General features: G+C 35.9%; 19 protein-coding genes. 1 reads left to right on the forward strand and 18 read right to left on the reverse strand.

The genetic code is table 11. From position 1 onward, the window contains the following. Positions 1 to 5 precede the first annotated feature (5 nt). The 12 genes from MKX83_RS22705 to MKX83_RS22760 form a co-directional block, all read right to left on the reverse strand. Positions 6 to 401 carry a 3-hydroxyacyl-ACP dehydratase FabZ family protein gene (locus MKX83_RS22705; RefSeq protein ID WP_341058162.1) on the reverse strand — a complete coding sequence of 132 codons (396 nt, stop codon included), beginning with the start codon at positions 399 to 401 and terminating at the stop codon, positions 6 to 8. Between the two features lie 4 nt (positions 402 to 405). Next, positions 406 to 660 (reverse strand): acyl carrier protein, encoded by a 255-nt coding sequence (locus MKX83_RS22710; RefSeq protein WP_095371523.1) that lies wholly within the window; start codon positions 658 to 660, stop codon positions 406 to 408. 4 nt (positions 661 to 664) lie between these two features. Beyond that, on the reverse strand, positions 665 to 1,705 hold the full coding sequence (locus MKX83_RS22715; protein ID WP_341058164.1) for a 3-oxoacyl-ACP synthase III family protein: 1,041 nt from the start codon (positions 1,703 to 1,705) through the stop codon (positions 665 to 667). Positions 1,706 to 1,714: 9 nt separating this feature from the next. After that, positions 1,715 to 3,391: a thiamine pyrophosphate-binding protein gene (locus tag MKX83_RS22720; protein ID WP_341058166.1), complete on the reverse strand. Its 1,677-nt coding sequence runs from the start codon at positions 3,389 to 3,391 to the stop codon at positions 1,715 to 1,717. Continuing rightward, positions 3,384 to 4,610: an aldehyde dehydrogenase family protein gene (locus MKX83_RS22725; protein ID WP_281202796.1), complete on the reverse strand. Its 1,227-nt coding sequence runs from the start codon at positions 4,608 to 4,610 to the stop codon at positions 3,384 to 3,386. Before MKX83_RS22725 ends, MKX83_RS22720 begins: the two co-directional genes overlap by 8 nt. Continuing rightward, positions 4,592 to 6,028, reverse strand: a complete 1,437-nt coding sequence (locus tag MKX83_RS22730) for a class I adenylate-forming enzyme family protein (protein WP_341058168.1) — start codon at positions 6,026 to 6,028, stop codon at positions 4,592 to 4,594. Before MKX83_RS22730 ends, MKX83_RS22725 begins: the two co-directional genes overlap by 19 nt. 13 nt (positions 6,029 to 6,041) lie before the next feature. Continuing rightward, positions 6,042 to 6,950 (reverse strand): hypothetical protein, encoded by a 909-nt coding sequence (locus MKX83_RS22735; RefSeq protein WP_224936813.1) that lies wholly within the window; start codon positions 6,948 to 6,950, stop codon positions 6,042 to 6,044. A gap of 3 nt (positions 6,951 to 6,953) precedes the next feature. After that, positions 6,954 to 7,901 carry an ACP S-malonyltransferase gene (locus MKX83_RS22740; RefSeq protein WP_224936814.1) on the reverse strand — a complete coding sequence of 316 codons (948 nt, stop codon included), beginning with the start codon at positions 7,899 to 7,901 and terminating at the stop codon, positions 6,954 to 6,956. A gap of 19 nt (positions 7,902 to 7,920) precedes the next feature. Further along, a complete protein-coding gene (locus MKX83_RS22745) occupies positions 7,921 to 8,670 on the reverse strand; it encodes an SDR family NAD(P)-dependent oxidoreductase (RefSeq protein WP_341058172.1) in 750 nt (249 codons plus the stop codon). Then, positions 8,660 to 9,310: a GNAT family N-acetyltransferase gene (locus MKX83_RS22750; protein WP_095371516.1), complete on the reverse strand. Its 651-nt coding sequence runs from the start codon at positions 9,308 to 9,310 to the stop codon at positions 8,660 to 8,662. Before MKX83_RS22750 ends, MKX83_RS22745 begins: the two co-directional genes overlap by 11 nt. 224 nt (positions 9,311 to 9,534) lie before the next feature. Beyond that, positions 9,535 to 10,206, reverse strand: a complete 672-nt coding sequence (locus MKX83_RS22755; RefSeq protein ID WP_251162347.1) for a response regulator transcription factor — start codon at positions 10,204 to 10,206, stop codon at positions 9,535 to 9,537. 11 nt (positions 10,207 to 10,217) lie between these two features. Beyond that, positions 10,218 to 10,367 carry a hypothetical protein gene (locus tag MKX83_RS22760; protein WP_224936817.1) on the reverse strand — a complete coding sequence of 50 codons (150 nt, stop codon included), beginning with the start codon at positions 10,365 to 10,367 and terminating at the stop codon, positions 10,218 to 10,220. Between the two features lie 112 nt (positions 10,368 to 10,479). Between MKX83_RS22760 and MKX83_RS22765 the strand changes: the two genes are divergently transcribed. Further along, complete coding sequence (locus tag MKX83_RS22765; protein WP_341058178.1) at positions 10,480 to 11,490, forward strand: helix-turn-helix domain-containing protein; 1,011 nt, start codon at positions 10,480 to 10,482, stop codon at positions 11,488 to 11,490. Here the strand turns inward: MKX83_RS22765 and MKX83_RS22770 are convergent. Genes MKX83_RS22770 through MKX83_RS22795 form a run of 6 tightly spaced genes read right to left on the reverse strand, consistent with a single transcriptional unit; the run spans position 11,477 to position 21,139 of the window. Continuing rightward, positions 11,477 to 12,532, reverse strand: coding sequence for a GntG family PLP-dependent aldolase (locus tag MKX83_RS22770; RefSeq protein WP_224936819.1), 1,056 nt, complete (start codon positions 12,530 to 12,532; stop codon positions 11,477 to 11,479). The genes MKX83_RS22765 and MKX83_RS22770 overlap by 14 nt on opposite strands. Further along, positions 12,513 to 13,751: an ATP-grasp domain-containing protein gene (locus MKX83_RS22775; RefSeq protein ID WP_341058183.1), complete on the reverse strand. Its 1,239-nt coding sequence runs from the start codon at positions 13,749 to 13,751 to the stop codon at positions 12,513 to 12,515. Before MKX83_RS22775 ends, MKX83_RS22770 begins: the two co-directional genes overlap by 20 nt. Further along, positions 13,729 to 14,784 (reverse strand): PLP-dependent cysteine synthase family protein, encoded by a 1,056-nt coding sequence (locus MKX83_RS22780; RefSeq protein WP_341058661.1) that lies wholly within the window; start codon positions 14,782 to 14,784, stop codon positions 13,729 to 13,731. Before MKX83_RS22780 ends, MKX83_RS22775 begins: the two co-directional genes overlap by 23 nt. Continuing rightward, complete coding sequence (locus tag MKX83_RS22785) at positions 14,778 to 15,701, reverse strand: GHMP family kinase ATP-binding protein (RefSeq protein ID WP_095371510.1); 924 nt, start codon at positions 15,699 to 15,701, stop codon at positions 14,778 to 14,780. Before MKX83_RS22785 ends, MKX83_RS22780 begins: the two co-directional genes overlap by 7 nt. After that, complete coding sequence (locus MKX83_RS22790; protein ID WP_224936940.1) at positions 15,694 to 17,187, reverse strand: argininosuccinate lyase; 1,494 nt, start codon at positions 17,185 to 17,187, stop codon at positions 15,694 to 15,696. Before MKX83_RS22790 ends, MKX83_RS22785 begins: the two co-directional genes overlap by 8 nt. Next, on the reverse strand, positions 17,156 to 21,139 hold the full coding sequence (locus MKX83_RS22795; RefSeq protein ID WP_341058186.1) for an amino acid adenylation domain-containing protein: 3,984 nt from the start codon (positions 21,137 to 21,139) through the stop codon (positions 17,156 to 17,158). The genes MKX83_RS22790 and MKX83_RS22795 overlap by 32 nt, the downstream gene beginning before the upstream one ends. Positions 21,140 to 21,141 lie beyond the last annotated feature (2 nt).

Genomic DNA, 21,141 nt, shown 5'->3' on the forward strand with positions numbered 1-21,141 from the left:
TTTTTTCATAGGTAAACAGTTGTAATTTCTTCTATAGACACAATTACAGAACCATTAACTGAAGCAATACCCTTCCCTTTCATTAATCCATTCCTTATTCTTGTAACCTCAAAGTACAAATCTAACCTATCCCCTGGATAAGCTGAACCATGTATTTGTGCGCCATTAATCCCGGCTAATATTTCATATTTTTCTGATTTTTCAATGCGAACAAAAGCGCCGATTTGCCCAATTGCTTCAATAATAAGTGTAGAAGGCATACTTTTTTGACTTTCACTAATAAACCATTCATTATTGCTTATATTTTTATAACCCTTTACCCACATCATCGGTTCTCTTTCAACTACTCGGTCTACGTATAGGAAAGGATACTTGTGCGGTAAATACGATAAGCTTTCCATAACCTTAAACAGATTCAGATTTTTTTTGTTTCTCAATAAAACTAATAATATTATTGATAGTCATAAAGGAATCAGTATCTAATGTGCTATATTCTAAGCCAAATTCTTTTTTTAATTCATTAATGAAAACCAAAACATCCATAGAATCTAAACCATATACTGAATCTGGCCCAAATAAATAGCTATCATCCAATAATTCCTCCGGTTTAATATCCATTTTATAGACCTCAATAAATTTCTCTTTTATTTTTTCTTTCATTTTCCTAACCCCTTTTCTCATTTTTAGTATATTTTAAGCAGATAGAACCCCATAAGAAACCCGCGCCAATAGCTGAAAGAACAATCGTATCATCCTCTTTCACTTTTCCATCTTTCAAGGCTTTATATAAAACTGAATATAATGTCGCTGAACCAGTATTGGCATATTCTTGTACAGTTATGGTCGTTTTTTCGAGTGGGACATTTAAATCATGCATAACTTCTTTTACTATATTAAGATTTGCCTGATGGACTAAGAAATGATCAATATCACCTATTGTTAATCCTGCAGATACTATGGCTTCCCTTATAGAAGTTGGAACTACTCTTGTTGCAGTATTCCAGACTTCACGACCATTCATCTTAACAAATTGGCTTGTTCTATAATCTTCATTTTCACCGAGTGGTACTGTCCCGCCTCCAGGGATTTGAACTGCATAATTAAGCTCTGAATCTAAATGGAAGGAAAGAATGCCTCCACCCTTTCTTGTTTTTTGCAACACCATTGCTCCAGCTGCATCACCAAAAAATACACGTGTAGTGCGATCCTTTGGATCACTAATCCTCGAAAGGATTTCACAACCGATCACTAATACATTTTTCACATTGCTATTTTGGAGTAGATGAGTCCCGACATACATAGCATAAATCCCACCTGCACAGCCACTTTGCGTAAGATCAATCGGAATCGCTTTTTCTGCACCTATTTTTTCTTTGATAATCATTGCAGTTGAAGGTAATGCTTGATCAGGTGAAGTAGTGGTGACAATAATGGCATCAATCTCTTCTGCTTGAATATCAGCATCCAGGAGTGCCTCCGCCGCTGCACTTGCACAGAGATCAGAAGTCACATACTCCTCTTCTAAGTACCTCCTTTCCTTTATTCCGGTTTTGTCCTGTATCCATTGATCACTTGTATCTAGTTCTTTCACTAGATCTTCATTTTTTACAATTTTGCCTGGTACACGAAATCCTATCCCTTGAATATTAACTGGGATTTCTAACCCTGTTTGATTCAATATTTTTTCAGTGAGTAATGCTTCCATTTACCTTATTCACCTCTCCTTTAGTGGAAAATCCCCATATATATCTTTTAAAGCAGATGCTACATCATTTACTTGTACAAAGCATTCTAGTACAACTGATTTACCTACTCTATACGCAGCCATAGCTTCTTTAATTGAATCTACGAGTTCATGACAGGATTTTACTTGTAGGTGATGCAGATTTGAATGTACACCTATAAGCGCCGATTCCTCTTCATGAATAAAAACGGAAGATGCCCCATTATTTTTATTTTGATAAGCTAACCATCCATATCCACCATTATTTAAAACAACATATATGATGGGAATTTTATTCTGTACTACAGTTGAAAGATCGCTTTGGAAAAGAGTAAATGCACCGTCTCCTACTATAGCCACAACCATTTTGTCTTTTTGAGCTTGGGCAACCCCTACTGCTGCTGCTGCTCCAAATCCTAAGGGCGTTTGTTCGCTAGGAGTAATAGCATCCTGACCCGCTTTTAGAGCATGATAAGGATAAAAATAACTCCACATGTCTTGCAAACCATTTTCATGAACAAAAACAACCTCTTTTGGTAAATAACTATTTAACACGTTAAGAATGTCAGCAACCCTTAATTGATTATAATGATAAGTTACTGCATCCTTTTCTCTAAAGAGATGATTCTTTAAATTTTCCGCAAATTCTATCCACTGATATGAATCTTCTCTTGGAATACTAGTCTCCATTAATTTACTTAAAATTTCTTCTGCATCCCCCTGGAGATTAAAACTATCATACAAAAGATTGAAACCTTGCTCACTGATATTAATTTGTATCATTTTATTTGCTTTTAGTGAGGCTTCCCAACCGAAAGTAGCTGTTTCTTCGAGTCTACTACCCACTGATATAAATAAATCTGATTGTGTGATAAGTTCCATCATATGAGCTGGACAATATAATCCTGCTAAACCACAAAAAAGAGGATCCTCTTCAGAAATCGCACCACGTCCTGAAGCTGTTACAAAGATAGGTGCCCTAAGCCATTCCGCAAATGCCTTTAATAGATGTCTATCTCTTCCTCGTTTCGTTCCTCCCCCGTAAATGATGATCGGTTTTGTTGATTCTTTAATCATCCTTCTTGCTTTGTTTATATTTTCTACATCTGCAGAAAGCTTTGAATGAATGGTAGGTATATATGAGGAAACTTCATTTTTCTGCATCTGTTGAAAACCAATGTCCTCTGGTATTTCTATATATACAGGTCCAGGTGATCCTGATGTGGCAAGAAATATTGCTTTCTTCATTACCCAATGAATTGAATCAGCACTCTCCACACGGTGGGCCCACTTTGCTAGAGGAGCCACAACTTCGTATTGATTAGCTTCCTGGAAAGACCTATTAAAGCCATATTTTTCTGTTTTCGTGCTAGTTGCAATGATTAAAACCGGTGCACATTGTGCATCTGCCTCAAGGACACCCGTCATACAATTCATCATTGCTGGTCCTTTTCCAACAACACATACACCTAATTGATTCATGGCCAAACTATAACCAGTTGCCATGAACATCGCATTTCTTTGATCCTTAGTTATTAAAAAATCAATGTTATTCTTTTTTATTTCTATCATTAGTGCAAGATCATCACTAGGCAAACCAAAAACTTGAGTTACTCCATTGCATTTTAGGGCTTGTGTAATTGCATACCACACTGTATTACTAGTCATGCTTCGACTCCCAATAATCATGGAGGACTTTCGAAAGTAAAATAGGCTTAATGATTAATTGACCTTTATAAGAAACATAATTAGCCATCGGTCCATAACCTCCGAACGGGGCATTTCCATCTTCTATATCTAATAAGGTTTTATTTATTGATACCGTATGCCTCTTATGTAATGCATCAATTAAATTTTTATTGCAGTCTCCATACACCGTTGCCCCCATCGCTCTCTCAAGAAAATAACCTGTTTTAAAAACTTCCAAGATTTCCTCCACAGACTTATACGTAACCACATTAAAGATAGGAGAAAAGAATTCCGCCATTGGCAAATCATCCTCTATTTTGCTTAACAAGATCGTTGGTTCTATTCTTCTTTCACGATAATGAATATTACCTCCTGAGTAGATATAGTTACTAAATTGATTTAAATGTACGGCCACAACGTCTATTGCAGATAGGTAGTGAATAGGGCCATAATCCATTGCTCCGTCCTTATTGCTACCGAATTTGAGTACCTCTAATCTTTGTTTTAACATTGAAACAAATGGATCTTTCAAATGTTCTGGTACATAAATAACATCTGGACCTAAGCAGTCTTGCCCGGAATTATATGTTCGTATAGAAACAAGGTCATTAATGGATTTTTCTACATCCGCTGATTCAGTTAAGATAAATGGATTGACTCCGTGACCAAAGAAAACAAAGAATTGATCTTCTGAAAGTTGGAATTTAATTTCCTCAGCATTTTTATAGGCACCAGTAAAAATGACTAGTTCCGCCTGTAGAGCTGATTCCTTAATGTACTTTCGATGAGACAATTCTAATAATTGAATAGGCAACTGATGTATTTCTTTTAACAAATTGTGTAGCTGTCTAACTTGTTCAATAACAAGCCCTGATCCCCTAAATTCAATTTTTTCTACATAAAGCGAAGGGATTAACAAGTAGAGGACATATGAGTATAACAAAACGTTTGATGGCATAAATACTGACATACTATTCAATGTTGGTGGCCTATTTTCATTGACCTCTGCAATCGCGCGGGTGAGAGCTTGAATAGATATATTTATTTCATCTTTAGCTGTATGATAAGGTGAAACCTCTGTCAATATTTCCATCATACATTCTCTGTTTTTTTCGAGATATTCAATTGTACGCTCAATCGCTTCCTTTCTCTCCAGAACTAAAGATGGGAAAGGATCAACTATGATAGTGCTATGCAATTTGAATCCTCCTCTCTATTTTGATTCCATTGTGATGCAAGTTTTTGTAATCCAACCTGATCAACCTTTCCATTTAACAAGTATGGAAATTCCTTTAACACTAAGATTTTATTAGGCTGATAGAATGGATCTATATGTGTATAAATATTTCGTTTAATTTCAGCTATATTTGCAGGATCTTCCTCTATAAAGATAAGTACATATGAATCTTTCTTTTCGTCCTTAAAGGAAAAGACCTTCCCTCTATATCCCAAAGAATCAAATATTTCTTTTTCAATTGTTGCTGGGTATATGAGATAACCTTTCCTTAGGAACCCCTCCCCTTTTCGTCCAACTACATAAAGATGCTGATCTGGTGTCATATATCCCAAATCACTTGTACGGTACCATCCATCTAGAAAGGCTCTTTCTGTTTCTTTCTTTAAACCAAGGTATCCTTCCATTAATCCTGGGCTTTTTATTAACACTTCACCAATGTTTCCAGCTTGAGCTTCTTTTCCATATTCATCCATTATCATTATTCTTACACCCTCTAAAGCTTTACCGCAGCCTTTCTCGTTACCTGTATTTAAAGCTATATTTCCTGCTTCAGATAGACCATAGCCGTCAAGCAAGGGCCTGCCTACATAACCTTCAAAATCAGCAGCTAATTTAGCCGATAATGGAGAACCTCCAATACACCACAATCTAACACTTGATCTTTTTAAATCATTTCTAACCTCTTGCCTTTTTTCCATTAGCTGTATTAAAACATGATACGTAGAAGGAATAGCATCAACAACCGTTACTTTGTAATCAGAGATAGCCTTTAGAATTTTCCTTACTTTCTTGTAGTCACATAAGACCAAATGACAATCCATCATCCACCAAATGAACACCAAAGATAATCCGTAAAAATGGGAAAAAGGGATAACCGGTAATAATATGTCGTTTCGAAGGTAGCACATGCTTTTCATCGTACTTTCTAAATTGATAAACATGGACTGCCCAGACTTAATTATTGCTTTGGATTGGCCCGTTGAACCTGATGTATATAGTATTAGTGCATCCTTTCTCGATTTCCATTTTTCTATATTTAGTTTAAATTCTATATACGATATTTCATCTGGTGAGGCCAATGGCTTTATACTTATTGTATTCACGATAGGCAAATCACGATCTATTAAGCAAATCTTTGCATTGGTTTCTTCCATAACTCTCTTAATTTTTTGTTCCCCTACCTGACCATCTAGAAGTATAATGGAGCAGTCTAAATGGATTAGCGAAAATAGGGTAACAATAAACTCATAAGAATTTTCTGCGGAAATTACAACTCGATTTCCACTGGAGATACTGTGAAAAGATAAACTTTCGATAGATTGTCTTATATCATGGAAGAGTATTTGTTTTGTATAGGATCCACTCTCTGTAAATATCATTTTATTCCGTCCTTTAATGGGTCACTGCCTGTTTAATTATCGAATCAGGATCAACCTTAATGGTCTTAATTTTATTTTTCAGAAGTTGGTAAAATAAATTTTTAGGACCTACAACATATACCTCTTTGATTCCGAGAGATTCCATCTGTTTAGTTACTAAGTCCCAACGTACAGGGAGGTCATATCCTTCCGACATCATCACTTTTAATTGCTCTGACTGATTAATTAATCTTCCATCTACATCCGAGATGATGGGTAGAGTAGGCGGCTTAAATTGAACATTAGCAAAAACTTCCCTTTCTACATCTAGTCGTAAAGGAGTTAATATCTCACTATGGATGGGATGTCCCATAGTATGAAGAGAAAAACACTTTGGCTTATTATTCAAGGTTCTTTTTAATAGATCAATTGTAGAAGCGCTACCGCAAAAACACATTACACTCTCCATATTTCCAACCAATTCTAAAAAGTGCCCTTTCGACTTGAAATCCTCAATGATTTTATTGGACTCATTCAATGAAAGATTATAAACAAAGTGAGTTTTGAAATCCCCCAGCCGTTCATACCATTCACCTGATAATTTATTGGATTCTTTTGTTATCCACACAGCTTCTTTATAAGAAATGCTTTTCACGTAAATCGCTGCAACAATTCCACCAAAACTCGGACCAATGACCACTTGAGGAGAAAGGCGATATTCCTCATAGAAATGGTCTAACATTGCCATTGTATTGGCAAGGAAGGCACATTCCATAATTACGTAATCTTTATCTCCTACATTTTTGAAAGCCTCAGTCAATGAAAAACCTAAAACCTCACTCGCCTCTTCAAATCTTCTTTTTGAAAATGGGCTATTTTGCATAAAAGTTTTAATATCTTCGTAGTATGATGGTGCTAAACCGGGAAATACTAGACCTATCATCTTTTAACCTCCAATAGACGAACTACTTCTTGTACATATTTTATTGATCTCCTCCGCCACAAGATATGATTCCACTTCAAAATCAATATCCGTAAATTGTAGTGATTTGGCTACAAAATTCCCAGGGCCTACCACAATCAACTTTTGCACATTATTTTCTGCTAAAAACTTTAGCGATTGATACCATTGAACAGGTTTGGTGTACTGATTAACCAACTCATTCGCTATCTCTTTCCCGGTATATAAGGGCGTGGCAGTTACGTTACTAACCAAAGGTTTAATGGGATTCACCGGCTTGATCATGGGCATGAATTCATTCTCAAATCTCTCTTTGACAGATTGAAGAAGAGAACAATGACCTGGTGGTCCATAAGGAATTGTAATTCCAAGGCCCCCAAGTGGTGATATTTTGCTACTTAGCTCCTCAAGACTTTTGGTATCTCCATTAACAATCATTTGATTGGAAGTTCCGTACATACATGGTTCTAGCGTACAGCCTTTATTACGTAATTCAGCAATATGGTAATCCAGTACCTCGGTATCAATGTTGTAGAAGAAATAAACTCCATTGCCCTTATTACTCTTCTCCTCAGCCTCCATTAAGCACATAGCTTGAATCATTTTAACAGTATCTGTAAAATCTAGACTTCCACTACAATGAATAGCATTTACTTGGCCTAGACTTGGACCTAAATAAAAATCTGGCTGACTAATTTCATTTCTAATCAGCTTATATAAAGCTGAACTGATTGTTACAATGCTCGTTCGGGCAATATCCCCACGATTTGTCATGGCCTCATTTTCTAAAAAAAAACTTTTTGCTAAGTCTATACCGATAATGTCACTTGCTTGTTCAAACTGTTCTCTTACTATAGGGAAACAATCATATAAATTTTTGAAATCACCCTTTTTAAGTTTCATTAAAGGGGGAAACAATATGGCTGTTCTCAATTTTTCTACCTCCATCCATTCACATTAGTCCTCCATCAACGACTAATGTTTGCCCCGTGATATAACTTGATTTGTCTGAAGCAAGAAATGATACAGCTTCAGCAACTTCTTTTGCAGTCCCTAATCTGCCCATGGCGATTTTCTTTCGAAACTCAGTCATCTGCTTTTCTGGAATTCGATCTACCATTCCAGTTTCTTCAATATATCCTGGAGCAACTGCATTCACCCTGACATTATAAGGGGCATACTCCTTTCCAAGTGAACGTGTTAAACCAATTACTCCCGCTTTACTTGCGCTATATGCACTTAGTCGTTCTATTCCTACCAACCCTGAAAGGGATGATATATTAATAATTGAACCGCTTTGTGCTAACAACATGTGAAAAGAAACGGCATGAATGCAATTAATTGTTCCCATAATGTTGGTGTCCACAATCTCTTTCCACTTCTCTACCGGGTTACTTGGAATTAATGCACCACCAAAACTGATTCCCGCGTTATTAATAAGTACATCAATTCGCTTATGCGTGGATATTATATTTTGAAAAACATTTTTGACCATTTCAATATCATTGACATCCAGTTTTTCAAAAAACACACGCTCATGACCCGTTTCTTTTTTTATCTCCTCAACTACTTGTTTGATTTCTGATAAAGAAGATCGATATAGCATGATTACAGTTGCACCTAATTCAGTAAAATGCTTTGACATACTTTTTCCTATTCCTTTTGAAGCTCCTGTTATGACTACTACCTTTTCACTCCACATTAACGCCAACACCTTTTACCAAACTTGGAAAGCACTCATCCTTCCATTGATGATTGAGATATTCATATAATTCTTTTCTAGTTTTCTCCTTTTCACTTTTGGGGATCATATCCTCTGGCAGATTCCCCTCATCCTGAGAGTAATATTCCTCCCTCAAAATAGAAGAAACCACAGCATCATGATACTCTCCATCTAAGAAGAAATAGTCACGTAGCACCCCTTCTATTGTGACTTTATTTTTTATTAGAAAACGAATAGTCCTCAAGTTGTATAAACCATTAATGAATTGAACTTTGTGAGCATTTTTAAAATGAAATAAATAATCTAAAATCAATAATGAGGCTTCTGCCCCGTAACCCATATCCCATAAATCGGGATTTCCTATTACACCACCAAGTAAATAACTTCCTTCATACTTCTGAGGCTGCCAGGAAATAAATCCTATCTTTTCATTGTCATGTGTAAGCACTGTGGCATAATTTGTATTCCCTGTTCTAATATCAGCCTTAATGTCCTCCAATGTGGCAAAGTCTTGGGCTCCTCTCGCCAATGCACTTACTTTTGATGGACAAACCCATTTTGAGAACAACTTAAAATCTTCTTCTTCAAGAGCCTGTAGTTTAACAAAATTACCTTTCATAATTTCCTCCTATTTGTATTTATTAAGCTCATCATAAAATAGGAGTGGGTCAAAAGAACCCGTAAATCACGCAAATGTAAGTCGTCTTCTTACATTCTCCTATCTTAGTTCTGTGTTACTAGTTGGGATGTGTATACTGTATAAATAAAGTGGAGGTGAACCTCACTTTTGAACTATTTCCCTCTATTTTTTCCATAAAAAAAAGTCTGACATTTGGTCAGACTCTAGGCATATACCGTTTGAACTTTTCTTATACTTATTGATTGATTCTGCAATAGTATGGCCTTCGTCATCTTAACCGCCAGACCCACTCTTGAGTTTACTTTTAATTTTTGCATACTAGATGTAATATAGTATTCAACTGTCCGCTTACTTAAATACAAAGTATCTGCGATTTGTTGATTGGTTTTATCATTTATTAACTCTTCTACGACTTTTAACTCCATTTCAGTTAAAATCGTAGGTATATACTTCAACTCTTCGTCAAGATCAAACGGAATTTTATTAGCCATTAAAGGAAAGATATATTGCTTTAATGCTGTCGAAAAGTAAAAGCCGCCCTTTTCTATCATTTCAATAGCAAAATGTATCTCTTCTGGTTTTTCCTTTGAAACGATTCCTTGGACATTACTTACAACAGAGATTAAATGCTGCTCCCTTTTTCCAATTAATACAATGCTAGGAACTTTATTTTCTAGAAGACTGTCTATATAAATGCTTTTAACTTTATTAATAATTGCCAAGGAGAATCCCTTTAAAAATAGTGGATCTTGTAAAAGATTTTCATTGTTTAAGTAATGAAGCTGATATTTTTCCTTATTCAATAATACGGAATGTATCGAGCCTTTTTTGAACGCCTTCTCTTTCCCCACAATCAAAACTTTTTTAGGCTTCATAACTTTTTCTCCTAGTGATGGCCTGGGATAGGTTTATCTTCGAATATACCTATACCGATGTTATCAGCACCATTACTTTGTACTACTTCAGATTTAATCACTCCATTAAATACGCCTATAGTAAGTAGTAAACCAACAATAAATTTATTTAGGACTTTCATCCTCTTTTTCCCCTCCTTTTGATTATCTAATACCATTATCACCCAAAAATTTGTTAAAATGTATATGTATTTACGCAATATTTAGACATATTTCATTAGGAGGATTGGTCTTTTGGAGAAAACAGGTGAAAAAATTGCCTTTTATCGAAAGAAAAACGGGTTTTCTAGGCAATATTTAGCTGATAATATATGTGATGAATCCACTTTATATCGTATCGAAAAAGGACAGCAACTGCCTAGATTGGATATATTGAAAGAGATCTGCATGAAACTTAATATCCCTATTGAATACATTTTATCAGATAATGATGAAGCAGAACTTATATCCTACGTACAAAAATTTAAGAGGCTTTGCCGTGAGAGTCTCTATCAATTAGATTTTATCACTTTACAATACCACTATGAAGAGGCAAAAAATTTCTCTAATAACAACCCTTTATTAAACAACCGACAATTCCTCAGATTTCTAAGTTGGATTGAGGCAGTTCTTTATCATAAACGAGATCAAAACCCTGAAAAGGCTGAAATACTGCTACGAAAACTCATCCAAAACGGTAAAATTATTAACGAAATAGATATTAATATAACGAATTCTCTTGGATTATTACTCTTGGAACAAAATAAATTAAAAGAGGCTCTTCGTCTTTTTAGCTCATCATACAAAGCTTTAGAAAATAGTCCCTATATTGAGGATAAGTCCCTCTTCCCTAGAGTAGCCTATAATCTGGCCTGTCTTTACTATGAAAATCATAGAGATAGTGAATGCTTTGATATTTGTTATCGCCTAGAGTACTACTTACAATCTAATCACTTATTTTATTGTGCAGGAGAAGTAAGATATCTATTGGGCATTCTACATAAGCGAAAAAACGATTTAGATATCGCCCAACAATACTTCGATGAAGCAGTAAATATATTTTCTTTTGAAAGGAAATATGCTTTCTGTAGCCAATCACTACACTCCCTTGCAGAAATTCACTATTTAAAAGGGGATTCCAGAAATGGTGAGTTACATGTTAACAAAGCATTAAGCATAGCAGATTCAATTAATGATCAAGAAATATCTAACGCCATCAAAAAAGAAATAAAGCATACTATAAAACAGTATGCTAGTAGGATTTAATAATAGTAGAGTGTAGTATCTCTTTTATGATCTTAATTGTTGAAGTGATATCGTCATCTGTAATATGTCTATGAATAACCGCTCGTATTCTACCATATCCCATCTCAGAAAATATTACATTATTTTTTTCTGCAGCCTCAAGAAATGACTTCCAAGTGAAATTTTCATTATTGATTTTGAACATGATTATATTTGAATGTACATCCTTTGTTTCAACCTCAATCCCATCAATCGCTTCTAATTCTTTCGCAAGTCTTTTCGCTTTCTGATGATCTTCTGTCAGTCTATCTATCATGGTTTGAAGGGCCACCAAGGCGGGAGCTGCTAAAATTCCCGCCTGGCGCATTCCTCCACCCAACATTTTTCTAATTCTTCGTACTTCGTTAATGTGTTGTTTTGTTCCTGATACAATCGAGCCTACAGGTGCCGATAATCCTTTTGATAAACAAAATTGTAAAGAGTCCACATGCTGTGTAATCTCTTTTATATCGACACCCAATGAGAGAGCTGCATTAAAAACACGGGCCCCGTCCATATAGATAGGAATATGATTTTCATCCCCAAAACGCTTTATCTTACTTAAGTAATCTAAGCTTAACGCTTTCCCTCCACACCTGTTATGTGTATTCTCAAGACAAATTAATGCCGGCAGAGCAAATTGAGGATCGTTCTTATCAATTGGAATAGCGTTGGTTAAATCTTCTATAGAGAGACTTCCATCTGACTGTGTACGAATAGGTTCGTACATAATCCCCCCGCAAACGGAAGCTCCTCCAGCTTCAAAAATATAGATATCAGATTCATCGCCAACAAGTGCTTTTGTTCCTCTTGGGCAGTATGCCATGATAGATGCTAAATTCGCCATTGTACCACTTGGCATAAAGCAGGCCGCTTCTTTCCCTGTTAACTTTGCAGCAAATTCTTCAAGATGATTTACTGTTTCATCCTGCCCATAGACATCATCACCTAGCTTTGCTTCTTGTATTGATTGCATCATGGCATCTGTTGGCAACGTAATTGTATCACTTAAATAATTGATCATGTACACACTCCTCAATTCGCATTGATTGTTCAAAACCATCCAATAAACATTTCATTTCACTATAAGTTTGTGAGGCTACCACCATATAACCTATTCGGCCATACGCATTTTCCGCTTTCTTTACATAGTCACCAGGTACTTTAGAATAACGAATCTCTTTTATATCACTATGAGATGTAACATTATGCAATTCTTTTATTTCCCCTGACACACTAGGCACTAAAAATTTGATACCTGCAGTTAAAGACTTTTTTTTCTCAATTATCGGTTCAATTCCTGATGCATTCTTTAATTGTTCTTTAAGCAGATCCACTCCAGTTGCATATTTTATAAGTTCAGGTATCATACCTCCTGCAAGTCTCCCATTAAACTCCACTAAAAATACTTTATTATCTTTTATCTTTATCTCTAGATGAGCAGGTCCTGATTTCCAATGTAAACTTTCAAGAATAAGTAAAACCCCTTTTTCAATTATTCCTTTAAGATTTTCATCTATCCTAGCTGGAAATACATGACCACTTTCTATAAAAAAATCTCCCTTATTTAATTGTTTTTCGGTCACTCCTATCAGATGATGTTTACCTTTAACGGAAAAAACTTCTACGCTGTATTCTTGCCCTTCTATATACTCTTCGATCAAAGCTCCTTGTTTTTTCGTTTGACCTCTGACATTATGAGTAATTCTCATTATCTCTTTTGCATATGCAGATAATGATGGATAGTCCATACATTTACGTACGAAATTGGACCCGCTATCATCAATTGGCTTTACAATGACTGGATAAATAAGTTCACCTTTTAATAATTCTAAGTCTTGCTCTGATTCTACTAATCTAAAATATGGTTGATAGACTTCTGAGCATTCTCTTAATACCTGTCTAACAGCAGACTTATTTCTTACAATTTCGATTGTATCCGGCGAATTCCCAGAAAAATGAAAAAGGCGATTCAAACATGCGACAGTATAAATATAAAATTCACTTGTTGTTGTAATACCTGCAATCTCTTCTATTGCAAAGTGATTCAAAATTGTATGTTTCAAACCTTCTAAATCATTCGTTTCTGCTATAACAACCTCACAATCAATTAATGTCAATTGCTCATAACGGCTAGAATTATTTGTTATGAACACTGGCCTTAACCCTAGTTCCACCGTTTTTTCCAGTGCCAGCATTCCTGTACCAGTCGTATTAGATTCAATAAACAGCAACTTCTTCATTCACTTTCTCCCCTCGATTGATATGGGTATATGACCAATTACACACATCCTTAATATCCTTTTCCTCGACAGGATTCATGTTTAAACAATTGCTGAAGATACCGTGTTTCCTTAAATACTTCTCATCATATATTGAATGAAAATAGCGATCCCCTCTGTCTGGAAAAATGCCAACAATCACATTGTCTTTGTTGACTTGTGTACTTAGCCATCTACTTACAGCATAAACACTCCCCGAGCTATTTCCAGCAAATATCTTCTCATGTCTAGCAAGTTCTAGAGTCCATGAAAAAGCTTCCTGATCATTCAGCCAATGCACACTATCTATTATGGAGTAATCAACATTTTGCGGCTTCAAGCTATTCCCCAATCCTCCTTGGAGTCTGTGGGGCTGATCTTTTTGTTGGAAAATCGCACTTCCTACTGCATCTACTGCAATAACCTTTAATGAGGGATTCTCCTTTTTTAAAGCTTTAGCCGTTCCACATAAGGACCCTCCACTTCCCACTGCCGCTACCAAATAATCAACTCTACCGATATCATTGATTAAGTCATTGGCCAAACCCTCATAAGCAAGGGGGTTATTAGGATTTTCATATTGTCTTGGCCAAAAGGCATTGGGATGGGATTCCATAAAGCGATGAAGGTAATTAAGTCTCGCCCTTTGCCACCCTCCCTCCTCTTCCATTTCTTTTACAATATGAACATGGGCTCCCAAAGCCTTCATTTTTGCCAACGTTAACTGATCAATACGTGGATCCGTAATAATATGCACATCATAGCCGAGATACGTTCCTACTAATGTAACTCCCATAGCCAATGTACCTGAAGAACTTTCTACAATGACGCCTCCAGGTTTTAAAACTCCCGCATTGATTGCTTCATAAATTGCCTTTTTTGCTACGCGATCCTTCATACCGAAAGGATTATTCATCTCTAACTTTGCATAAACCGGTGCGACACTATTTGCTTCCAGCCGTAGCCTGACTGCTGGTGTCCTACCTATAAGATTGATCATACTATCATTCACCAAAGCCACCCCCCGCCTTCTCTTGTAGAGGGTAGGGAGTGAAAGACTTCAGCACTTAGTCCAAAGGATTTAAACTTTTCAATACCCTTTTTCAATTTATCTATATAATTGGGATCCGTATCCGATAGTAAAACTCCAATATAAGTACCACTATGAGCTGTAACTATACCAACCCCTCCTATTTCTTGATTAATTCTTTTCATTTTATCTATTAACAATTTCGGTCTAACCTTTTGATTCATCTCTGTACTTCTTGTCGCTACCTGCCCCAATAAGTTCACATCGCCTACTACAATAGCACCTTCTGCCTGTTGTAAAAGACGTTCATATTCTACCTTTTCTTTTTGATCAAATGGTTTAATTTGGTGGTTGAACTCAATTGTATCTACTACCCCACCTTCATCAATTGCAAGAACGGTTAATGGTGGACAACTACCAAAGTTGCCTCTAATCTTAACTTCGCGATGGTAATAAGACACAACGCCTTCATACATAATGCCATCGGAGGGCTCAATTCTTCTCATCATCTCTTCTAAAAGATAAATAGGAATCTTAATTGGGTAACAGTCTTCTATTGCCCTTATAGCTGCCACCATATCAGCAGTCGAGCTCGCCAACCCTTTCCCCTCAACAAGCTCACTATCTATTTCCAGTCTTCCTCCTGTAGGTAAGTTAAAATAAGACAAAATATTAATAGCTAATTGTCTAGTTTTTTTCTTATGGGGAGGAAAAACTTCTAACTCTTGAGCAGATGGGGATGAGTTAAAATAGCAAGTCGAAAACCGATTAATTGGAAAAGTGACTAAAAATTCCTGATTATCTGGTAGGATCCCTTGTAGGAATTCTCCAAAGGTACCACATGCTCTACCAACACCGGTAATCACTTCGTTATCACATACCATTTTGGCTTCCTTAATCATTTACATTTTCCTTTCCGGGCACCCATTTATTCAATCTCTGCTTTGCCTCGGTCACCTTTTCTGTTATCCGATTAAAACGACGAATAAACTCTGCGTTTTGCCTTTTCTGACACTCTATGATTTCATTTACTTCCTCAGGATGAACAGAGCCGGCTGTAATTTTTACAAACAAAGCCTTTTCTGGGTCAAATATATCAACTAAAGTAGCTTGATTCATCTGAAGCTGTTTATAGCCATACCGCTCGCAGACTTGTGATAATAATAAAATAGGTAGTTTTTTTGGCGCAATTCCCTCATTGATTGCTAAGGTGATGAATTCACCTGAAATGACTTGGGCCTTACGATAAGGAATGCCTTCTTTAGCTGATAAATAATTGGCTAACGTAAATCCACCAAGGTAATCCTCTTCACATCTTTTTTTCATCTTATTTATGTTGAAATCAATATTCTCAAAAATAAGTAGCAGAAGATCAGCAATGTCATTTGCTGTTTGGAAAAGCCGTGGAAGGTTGCTCGATGATTCCTTTGAAACCTCCACTAGATTACTAAAGGGTGTATTCCGTTGACCCAACATAAAATCCTGATAATAACTAATTAGATGACTTGTTTTTCCTCTGATTCTCTCTAGTATAGGAAGATTTCTTTTTTGTGGCATGGAGGAAGAGATACCTACTAGTTCATCAGGAAAATGAAGGAATTGATATTCACTACTCCCCCAGTTCATCATATCTGTCATGAAACGGCTCATATTCACACCAAAGAATGCCAGACTCTCTCCTATTTCTAAGATCCAATCCCGTGATGCCACACATACTAAAGCATGTCCACCAAATGAATCGAAACCTAGATCATTTGCCATCATTTCCAAATCCCATGGATACTCCTGACCTGACATTGCCCCAGAGCCTAATGGACAACTTTCATTTATAGACTCCAAACAAAGAACCATTTTCTCTAATGTCTTCTGTATATGACGGCTTATGGCAGTCAGATAGAATCCTACACTCATCACCTGCGCCGTTTGAAAGTGTGTATAGCCTGGCATAATCGTCCTTTTGTACTTAGAAGCCAGTGCCCATAACTCTATCAAGAGCTTTTGAAATTTTTGAATGAGACTGATCCATGAATCCCTTGCATACATTAACTGTCCGCATGCCTGTAAATCATTTCTGCTTCTGTCTAAATGCCAATTTAATACTGGCTTACCCAAGTTCTCATCAATTGCCTTTTCAATAGAAAAGGCAATATCATTCATATTAGAATAGGCGCTTTTAATAATATTTTCTTTTTGTACAGATTCTACGCTTTCTAAGAGTTTTACAGCATCTGTTGTATTAATTAAATTCATTTCCTCATAAGATTTTATGAGCACTTTTTCAATAGAAAGATAATGTTCTAGATAGTTTTCTGACTCAAACAATAGCTGCGGATATAATATAAGCTTATTCATGATTTCATGCGGGGGACTCTTGACTCTTCCTGTCATTCTCAATTTGCTTCATCTCCTTTAACGATAATAATTGATCCATCATTGTTCCTATTACTACAGAATGTGGAGATTCCAGTAAATTATTATGATTACCATCAACTGGTATGACCGTTACCTTGCCTAACGTCCTATTCCGCCAAATGTTTTCATCTACAAGTGCATGAGGCTGAGTCTCATCAATCTTTTGACATTTAAAAAGAATTAAATCTGAAGTAATTTCTTGAACAAACTTATACGACTCGCATGCAATGTTATTCTGCCCCATTACTTCAATGATTCTTTTGACATCCTCTTGTTCTGAGCCTTTAGGTAGTACACCTTTTCTAATCGCTCTCTCTAAGACTTCTGCATATTTATCCTTATTTGAAAGTTGACTAAATGCCTCTAAGTCCATCCCTAAACTATGTGCCCATACGATCAATGGATCCCTATTAGCTACTGACTGCAAGTTATGAAAAGGGTGAGCATCAAAAAGTATCACTGATGACACATGATAGTTTCGCTCTTCTAATATTCTTGCCATTTCTACCGCAATTGTCCCACCCATGGACCAACCAGCTATTCTGTACGGACCTTCTGTTTGAATTTTTAATACTTCCTCCACATATTTAACTGCCATTTCTTGTATAGTACTTAATGGTTGCTGATTATCTCCATATCCAATGGATTCTATTCCATATATAGTAAGATTTATAGACATATCTTTCACGAGAGGCATATAACAGAGTGCCCCCCCACCTCCCGGATGAATCAAAAATAATGGGGGGTGAGTTGTATCTGATTGCTTTAAAACAACTACATTATTATCAACTTTCACTTTGTTGCCATCTTCAATAAATTCACTCAATTGTTCAATCGTTCTATACTTAAATAAATCAGAAATCGTCATACTGATATTAAACTCTTTTCGAACGGCAGCAACTACTTCAATGGCTTTTATACTGTAACCACCGAGATCAAAGAAATCCTCTTTAACCCCCAATTCTTTAATACCTAATACCTCTTGCCAAATGTGACAAAGTTTGATTTCCACATGGCTCTTTGGCATTAACTTCACTTTGCTCACAAGGTCATTTCGCTCAAAAGGCAATTCGTTGACGAGAAGTTTACCATTTGAGGAGAGGGGAATTTCATCCACCCAAACAAAGGATGCTGGTACCATATAATGCGGAAGCACTTGTTGCAGTCTGCGTTTAATGTTTGCAGCTATTATTTGACTATCTTTATTTTTAACAAGAAAAGCATAGATTTGATTTTCTCCATTATTTATATGTGTAACGACTGCAGCATCTGTTATCTCAGGGTAATCTAGAATGGTACTTTTTATCTCGTTTAATTCTATTCGAAAACCTCTAATCTTTACTTGGGAATCCTTCCTTGATATAAACAAAAACTCATTGTTTGCCAGTTGCTTCACAATGTCCCCTGTTTTGTAAAACATTTGATTTTTTCCACTTACATCTAAAGTAATAAATGTGTTTTTTGTTAACTCTTCATTGTTAATATACCCCTGTGATACACTTGGACCACCAATAAACAATTCTCCTTCAACGCCTTTAGGAACGAGTTGAAGATTCTCATCTAATACTATTAGTTGGTAACCTCCAAAGTTTTTCCCTATTGGCATCGTTACGTTAGGGTATGTTTTACTACATATATGATAACTTGCCGCAACAGTCGCTTCTGTTGGCCCATATAAGTTGACTAGTGTTGCATCGATATTAATCGACCTATAGAATTTTTCTACTATTCTCCTATTGAGTGCTTCACCTCCTGTGAAAACCAGTCGAAGCGAGTCATTATTATTAAATAGAGATTGATCATTCAATTTATCTATTAAACTATGAAACAGCTGTGCTCTCGTGACTCTTTCTTGATACATTAAATTCGCTAAATAAGCGATATCAAATTGATTCTCTTGTTTCGTGAGAACCAATGTACCTCCTCCTATCAGCGAACCAAATATTTCGGTTATTGACGCATCAAAAGTAAAATTTATGTTTTGTAAGACCCTTTCACTTTCTTGATAAGGAAACACTTCTAAGTAATCATCAATATGATTGAGCAATGATGCATGTGTAACTTTAACTCCTTTTGGTTTGCCGGATGAACCCGATGTATATATTACATATGCTAGCATCTCATCTGGAGGCAATTCCTTTAAACACAGGAGTGGTTTATCCAGCTCTGATTGCATTGCCTCTTTTATGTTTATAATCTGATAAGGGACCCCATGTTGATTCACTACTTTATCAGTCAACAAAAGCGGGGCATTTGCATCACTAAGCATATAATTCATCCTGTTTACAGGAAGCGCTGGATCAATTGGTAAATACGCACACCCGCTTTTGATAATTCCCAATATTGCCGCTATTTGCTCTAAAGTCCGACTCATCGAAAGACCTATTATGCTCCCTAGTTTACTACCGTTTCTTCTTATTATGGCTGCAATCTGATTACTCTTTCTCTCCAATTCTGCAAAAGTATAACTGCCTGAATCTGTTTTGACAGCGCAGGCATTTGGCTTATAAAGAGAGTGATAGGCAATCCTATCATGGATATAAGATGGCGGCCTTCCCTTCATATTAAAGCTTGTTAATTCGGCAATTTCATGCTTACTCATAAAGCTCAATTTAGATATTGGCTTATTAGGATCCGCCATAATATCTTGAACTAATTGAATATAATGATTAATGAACCTTTCCATTGATTGCTTGCTTAAAATATCAGGGTTGTACTCAATTTCTGCATATGCTTGATTTCCTTCAGCATTTATATACAGGACCTTATCAAACTTTGATGTACCTGTATTAATTTTTTCATACTCGACCTTTAAACATTGTTCACCTTCTGTTCCTTGCTCATGGTAAGTAAATAGAACCTGAAATATCGGATGATAAGAGTTTTCCCTTTTGGGATTAACCTCTTGGACAATTCTCTCAAATGGAACCGTACTGTTTTCGTATACATTTAGAAAAGATTTGATTGTCTTTTTCAATACGGATGAAAATTTACTATAGGGTTTTAAAGACATACGGATAGGAAGTGTATTAACAATAAATCCAATCATATCTTCGGTAAATGCTGCTTTTCTATTAGATATTGGACTACCTATCACAATATCTTTTTGACCGGTATATCTATAAAGCAAAATAAAATAGGCTGCCATAAAAAAGGCGTTCATTGTGGATCCACTCTTTTGAGTATACTCCCTTACCTTTCCTACCAACTCGTTAGGAAAAGATAGCCTAATATTGTTGCCGCTGTAGGTTTGTTCTCTTGGTCTTGGGAAATCAGCTTGTAATTGTAAAAAGGGAGAAGCATCTTTCAAGTATTCCTTCCAGAAGCCAATACTCTGTTCTAGTTTCCCATCAAGAAGTGACTCACTTTCCCAATTAGCAAAATCCGCATAGTGATATTCAGGATCGCTAATTTGAAGCTCATCCCCTTTTTCTAAGTGTGTATATATATTTAAAAGTTCTTTTTTGAATATATCTAAGGACCACGCATCATAAATAATATGGTGTACATTAAAAAGAAAGTAATGAAAATGCTCATCGATTTTAATTAATTCAAAATTAATGAGAGGACCCTTTTCGATATCAAATGCTTTTTTTGCAAAGCTCTGTATATACTCTTCTAACTTTACTTCTTCCTCAATTTCTTGCTTATTTTTCATTATCAATTTAAAAGTTGGAGAAGAGACAGAAACTTTTTGTACTGGCTCTCCATCCACTTCAAGAAATGTCGTTCGAAATATTTCATGCCTTTCAATCATTTTCATAATTGAAAGTTCTAGTATGTTTTCATTTAATCTACCACTAAGCTTAAAGATAAAAGGAATATTATAAGTTGGACTCTTTTGAAATAACTTTTCAAAATACCATATTCTCTTTTGTCCAAAAGAAGCCGGGAGAAGATACACATTTTCTTCTAATGACTCGTCCATTT

The sequence above is a fragment of the Cytobacillus sp. FSL M8-0252 genome (assembly GCF_038007345.1).
GTDB lineage: Bacteria > Bacillota > Bacilli > Bacillales > Cytobacillaceae > Cytobacillus > Cytobacillus kochii.

Bases quoted from the DNA above. Each gene is read 5' to 3' on its own strand.
- MKX83_RS22720 (WP_341058166.1), bottom strand. From the start codon at position 3,391: ATGACTAGTAATACAGTGTGGTATGCAATTACACAAGCCCTAAAATGC.
- MKX83_RS22760 (WP_224936817.1), bottom strand. From the start codon at position 10,367: ATGAAAGTCCTAAATAAATTTATTGTTGGTTTACTACTTACTATAGGC.
- MKX83_RS22785 (WP_095371510.1), bottom strand. From the start codon at position 15,701: ATGATTAAGGAAGCCAAAATGGTATGTGATAACGAAGTGATTACCGGT.
- MKX83_RS22715 (WP_341058164.1), bottom strand. From the start codon at position 1,705: ATGGAAGCATTACTCACTGAAAAAATATTGAATCAAACAGGGTTAGAA.
- MKX83_RS22705 (WP_341058162.1), bottom strand. From the start codon at position 401: ATGGAAAGCTTATCGTATTTACCGCACAAGTATCCTTTCCTATACGTA.
- MKX83_RS22755 (WP_251162347.1), bottom strand. From the start codon at position 10,206: ATGAAGCCTAAAAAAGTTTTGATTGTGGGGAAAGAGAAGGCGTTCAAA.
- MKX83_RS22775 (WP_341058183.1), bottom strand. From the start codon at position 13,751: ATGAAGAAGTTGCTGTTTATTGAATCTAATACGACTGGTACAGGAATG.
- MKX83_RS22770 (WP_224936819.1), bottom strand. From the start codon at position 12,532: ATGATCAATTATTTAAGTGATACAATTACGTTGCCAACAGATGCCATG.
- MKX83_RS22710 (WP_095371523.1), bottom strand. From the start codon at position 660: ATGAAAGAAAAAATAAAAGAGAAATTTATTGAGGTCTATAAAATGGAT.
- MKX83_RS22790 (WP_224936940.1), bottom strand. From the start codon at position 17,187: ATGACAGGAAGAGTCAAGAGTCCCCCGCATGAAATCATGAATAAGCTT.
- MKX83_RS22745 (WP_341058172.1), bottom strand. From the start codon at position 8,670: ATGTGGAGTGAAAAGGTAGTAGTCATAACAGGAGCTTCAAAAGGAATA.
- MKX83_RS22795 (WP_341058186.1), bottom strand. From the start codon at position 21,139: ATGGACGAGTCATTAGAAGAAAATGTGTATCTTCTCCCGGCTTCTTTT.
- MKX83_RS22730 (WP_341058168.1), bottom strand. From the start codon at position 6,028: ATGATATTTACAGAGAGTGGATCCTATACAAAACAAATACTCTTCCAT.
- MKX83_RS22750 (WP_095371516.1), bottom strand. From the start codon at position 9,310: ATGAAAGGTAATTTTGTTAAACTACAGGCTCTTGAAGAAGAAGATTTT.
- MKX83_RS22735 (WP_224936813.1), bottom strand. From the start codon at position 6,950: ATGATAGGTCTAGTATTTCCCGGTTTAGCACCATCATACTACGAAGAT.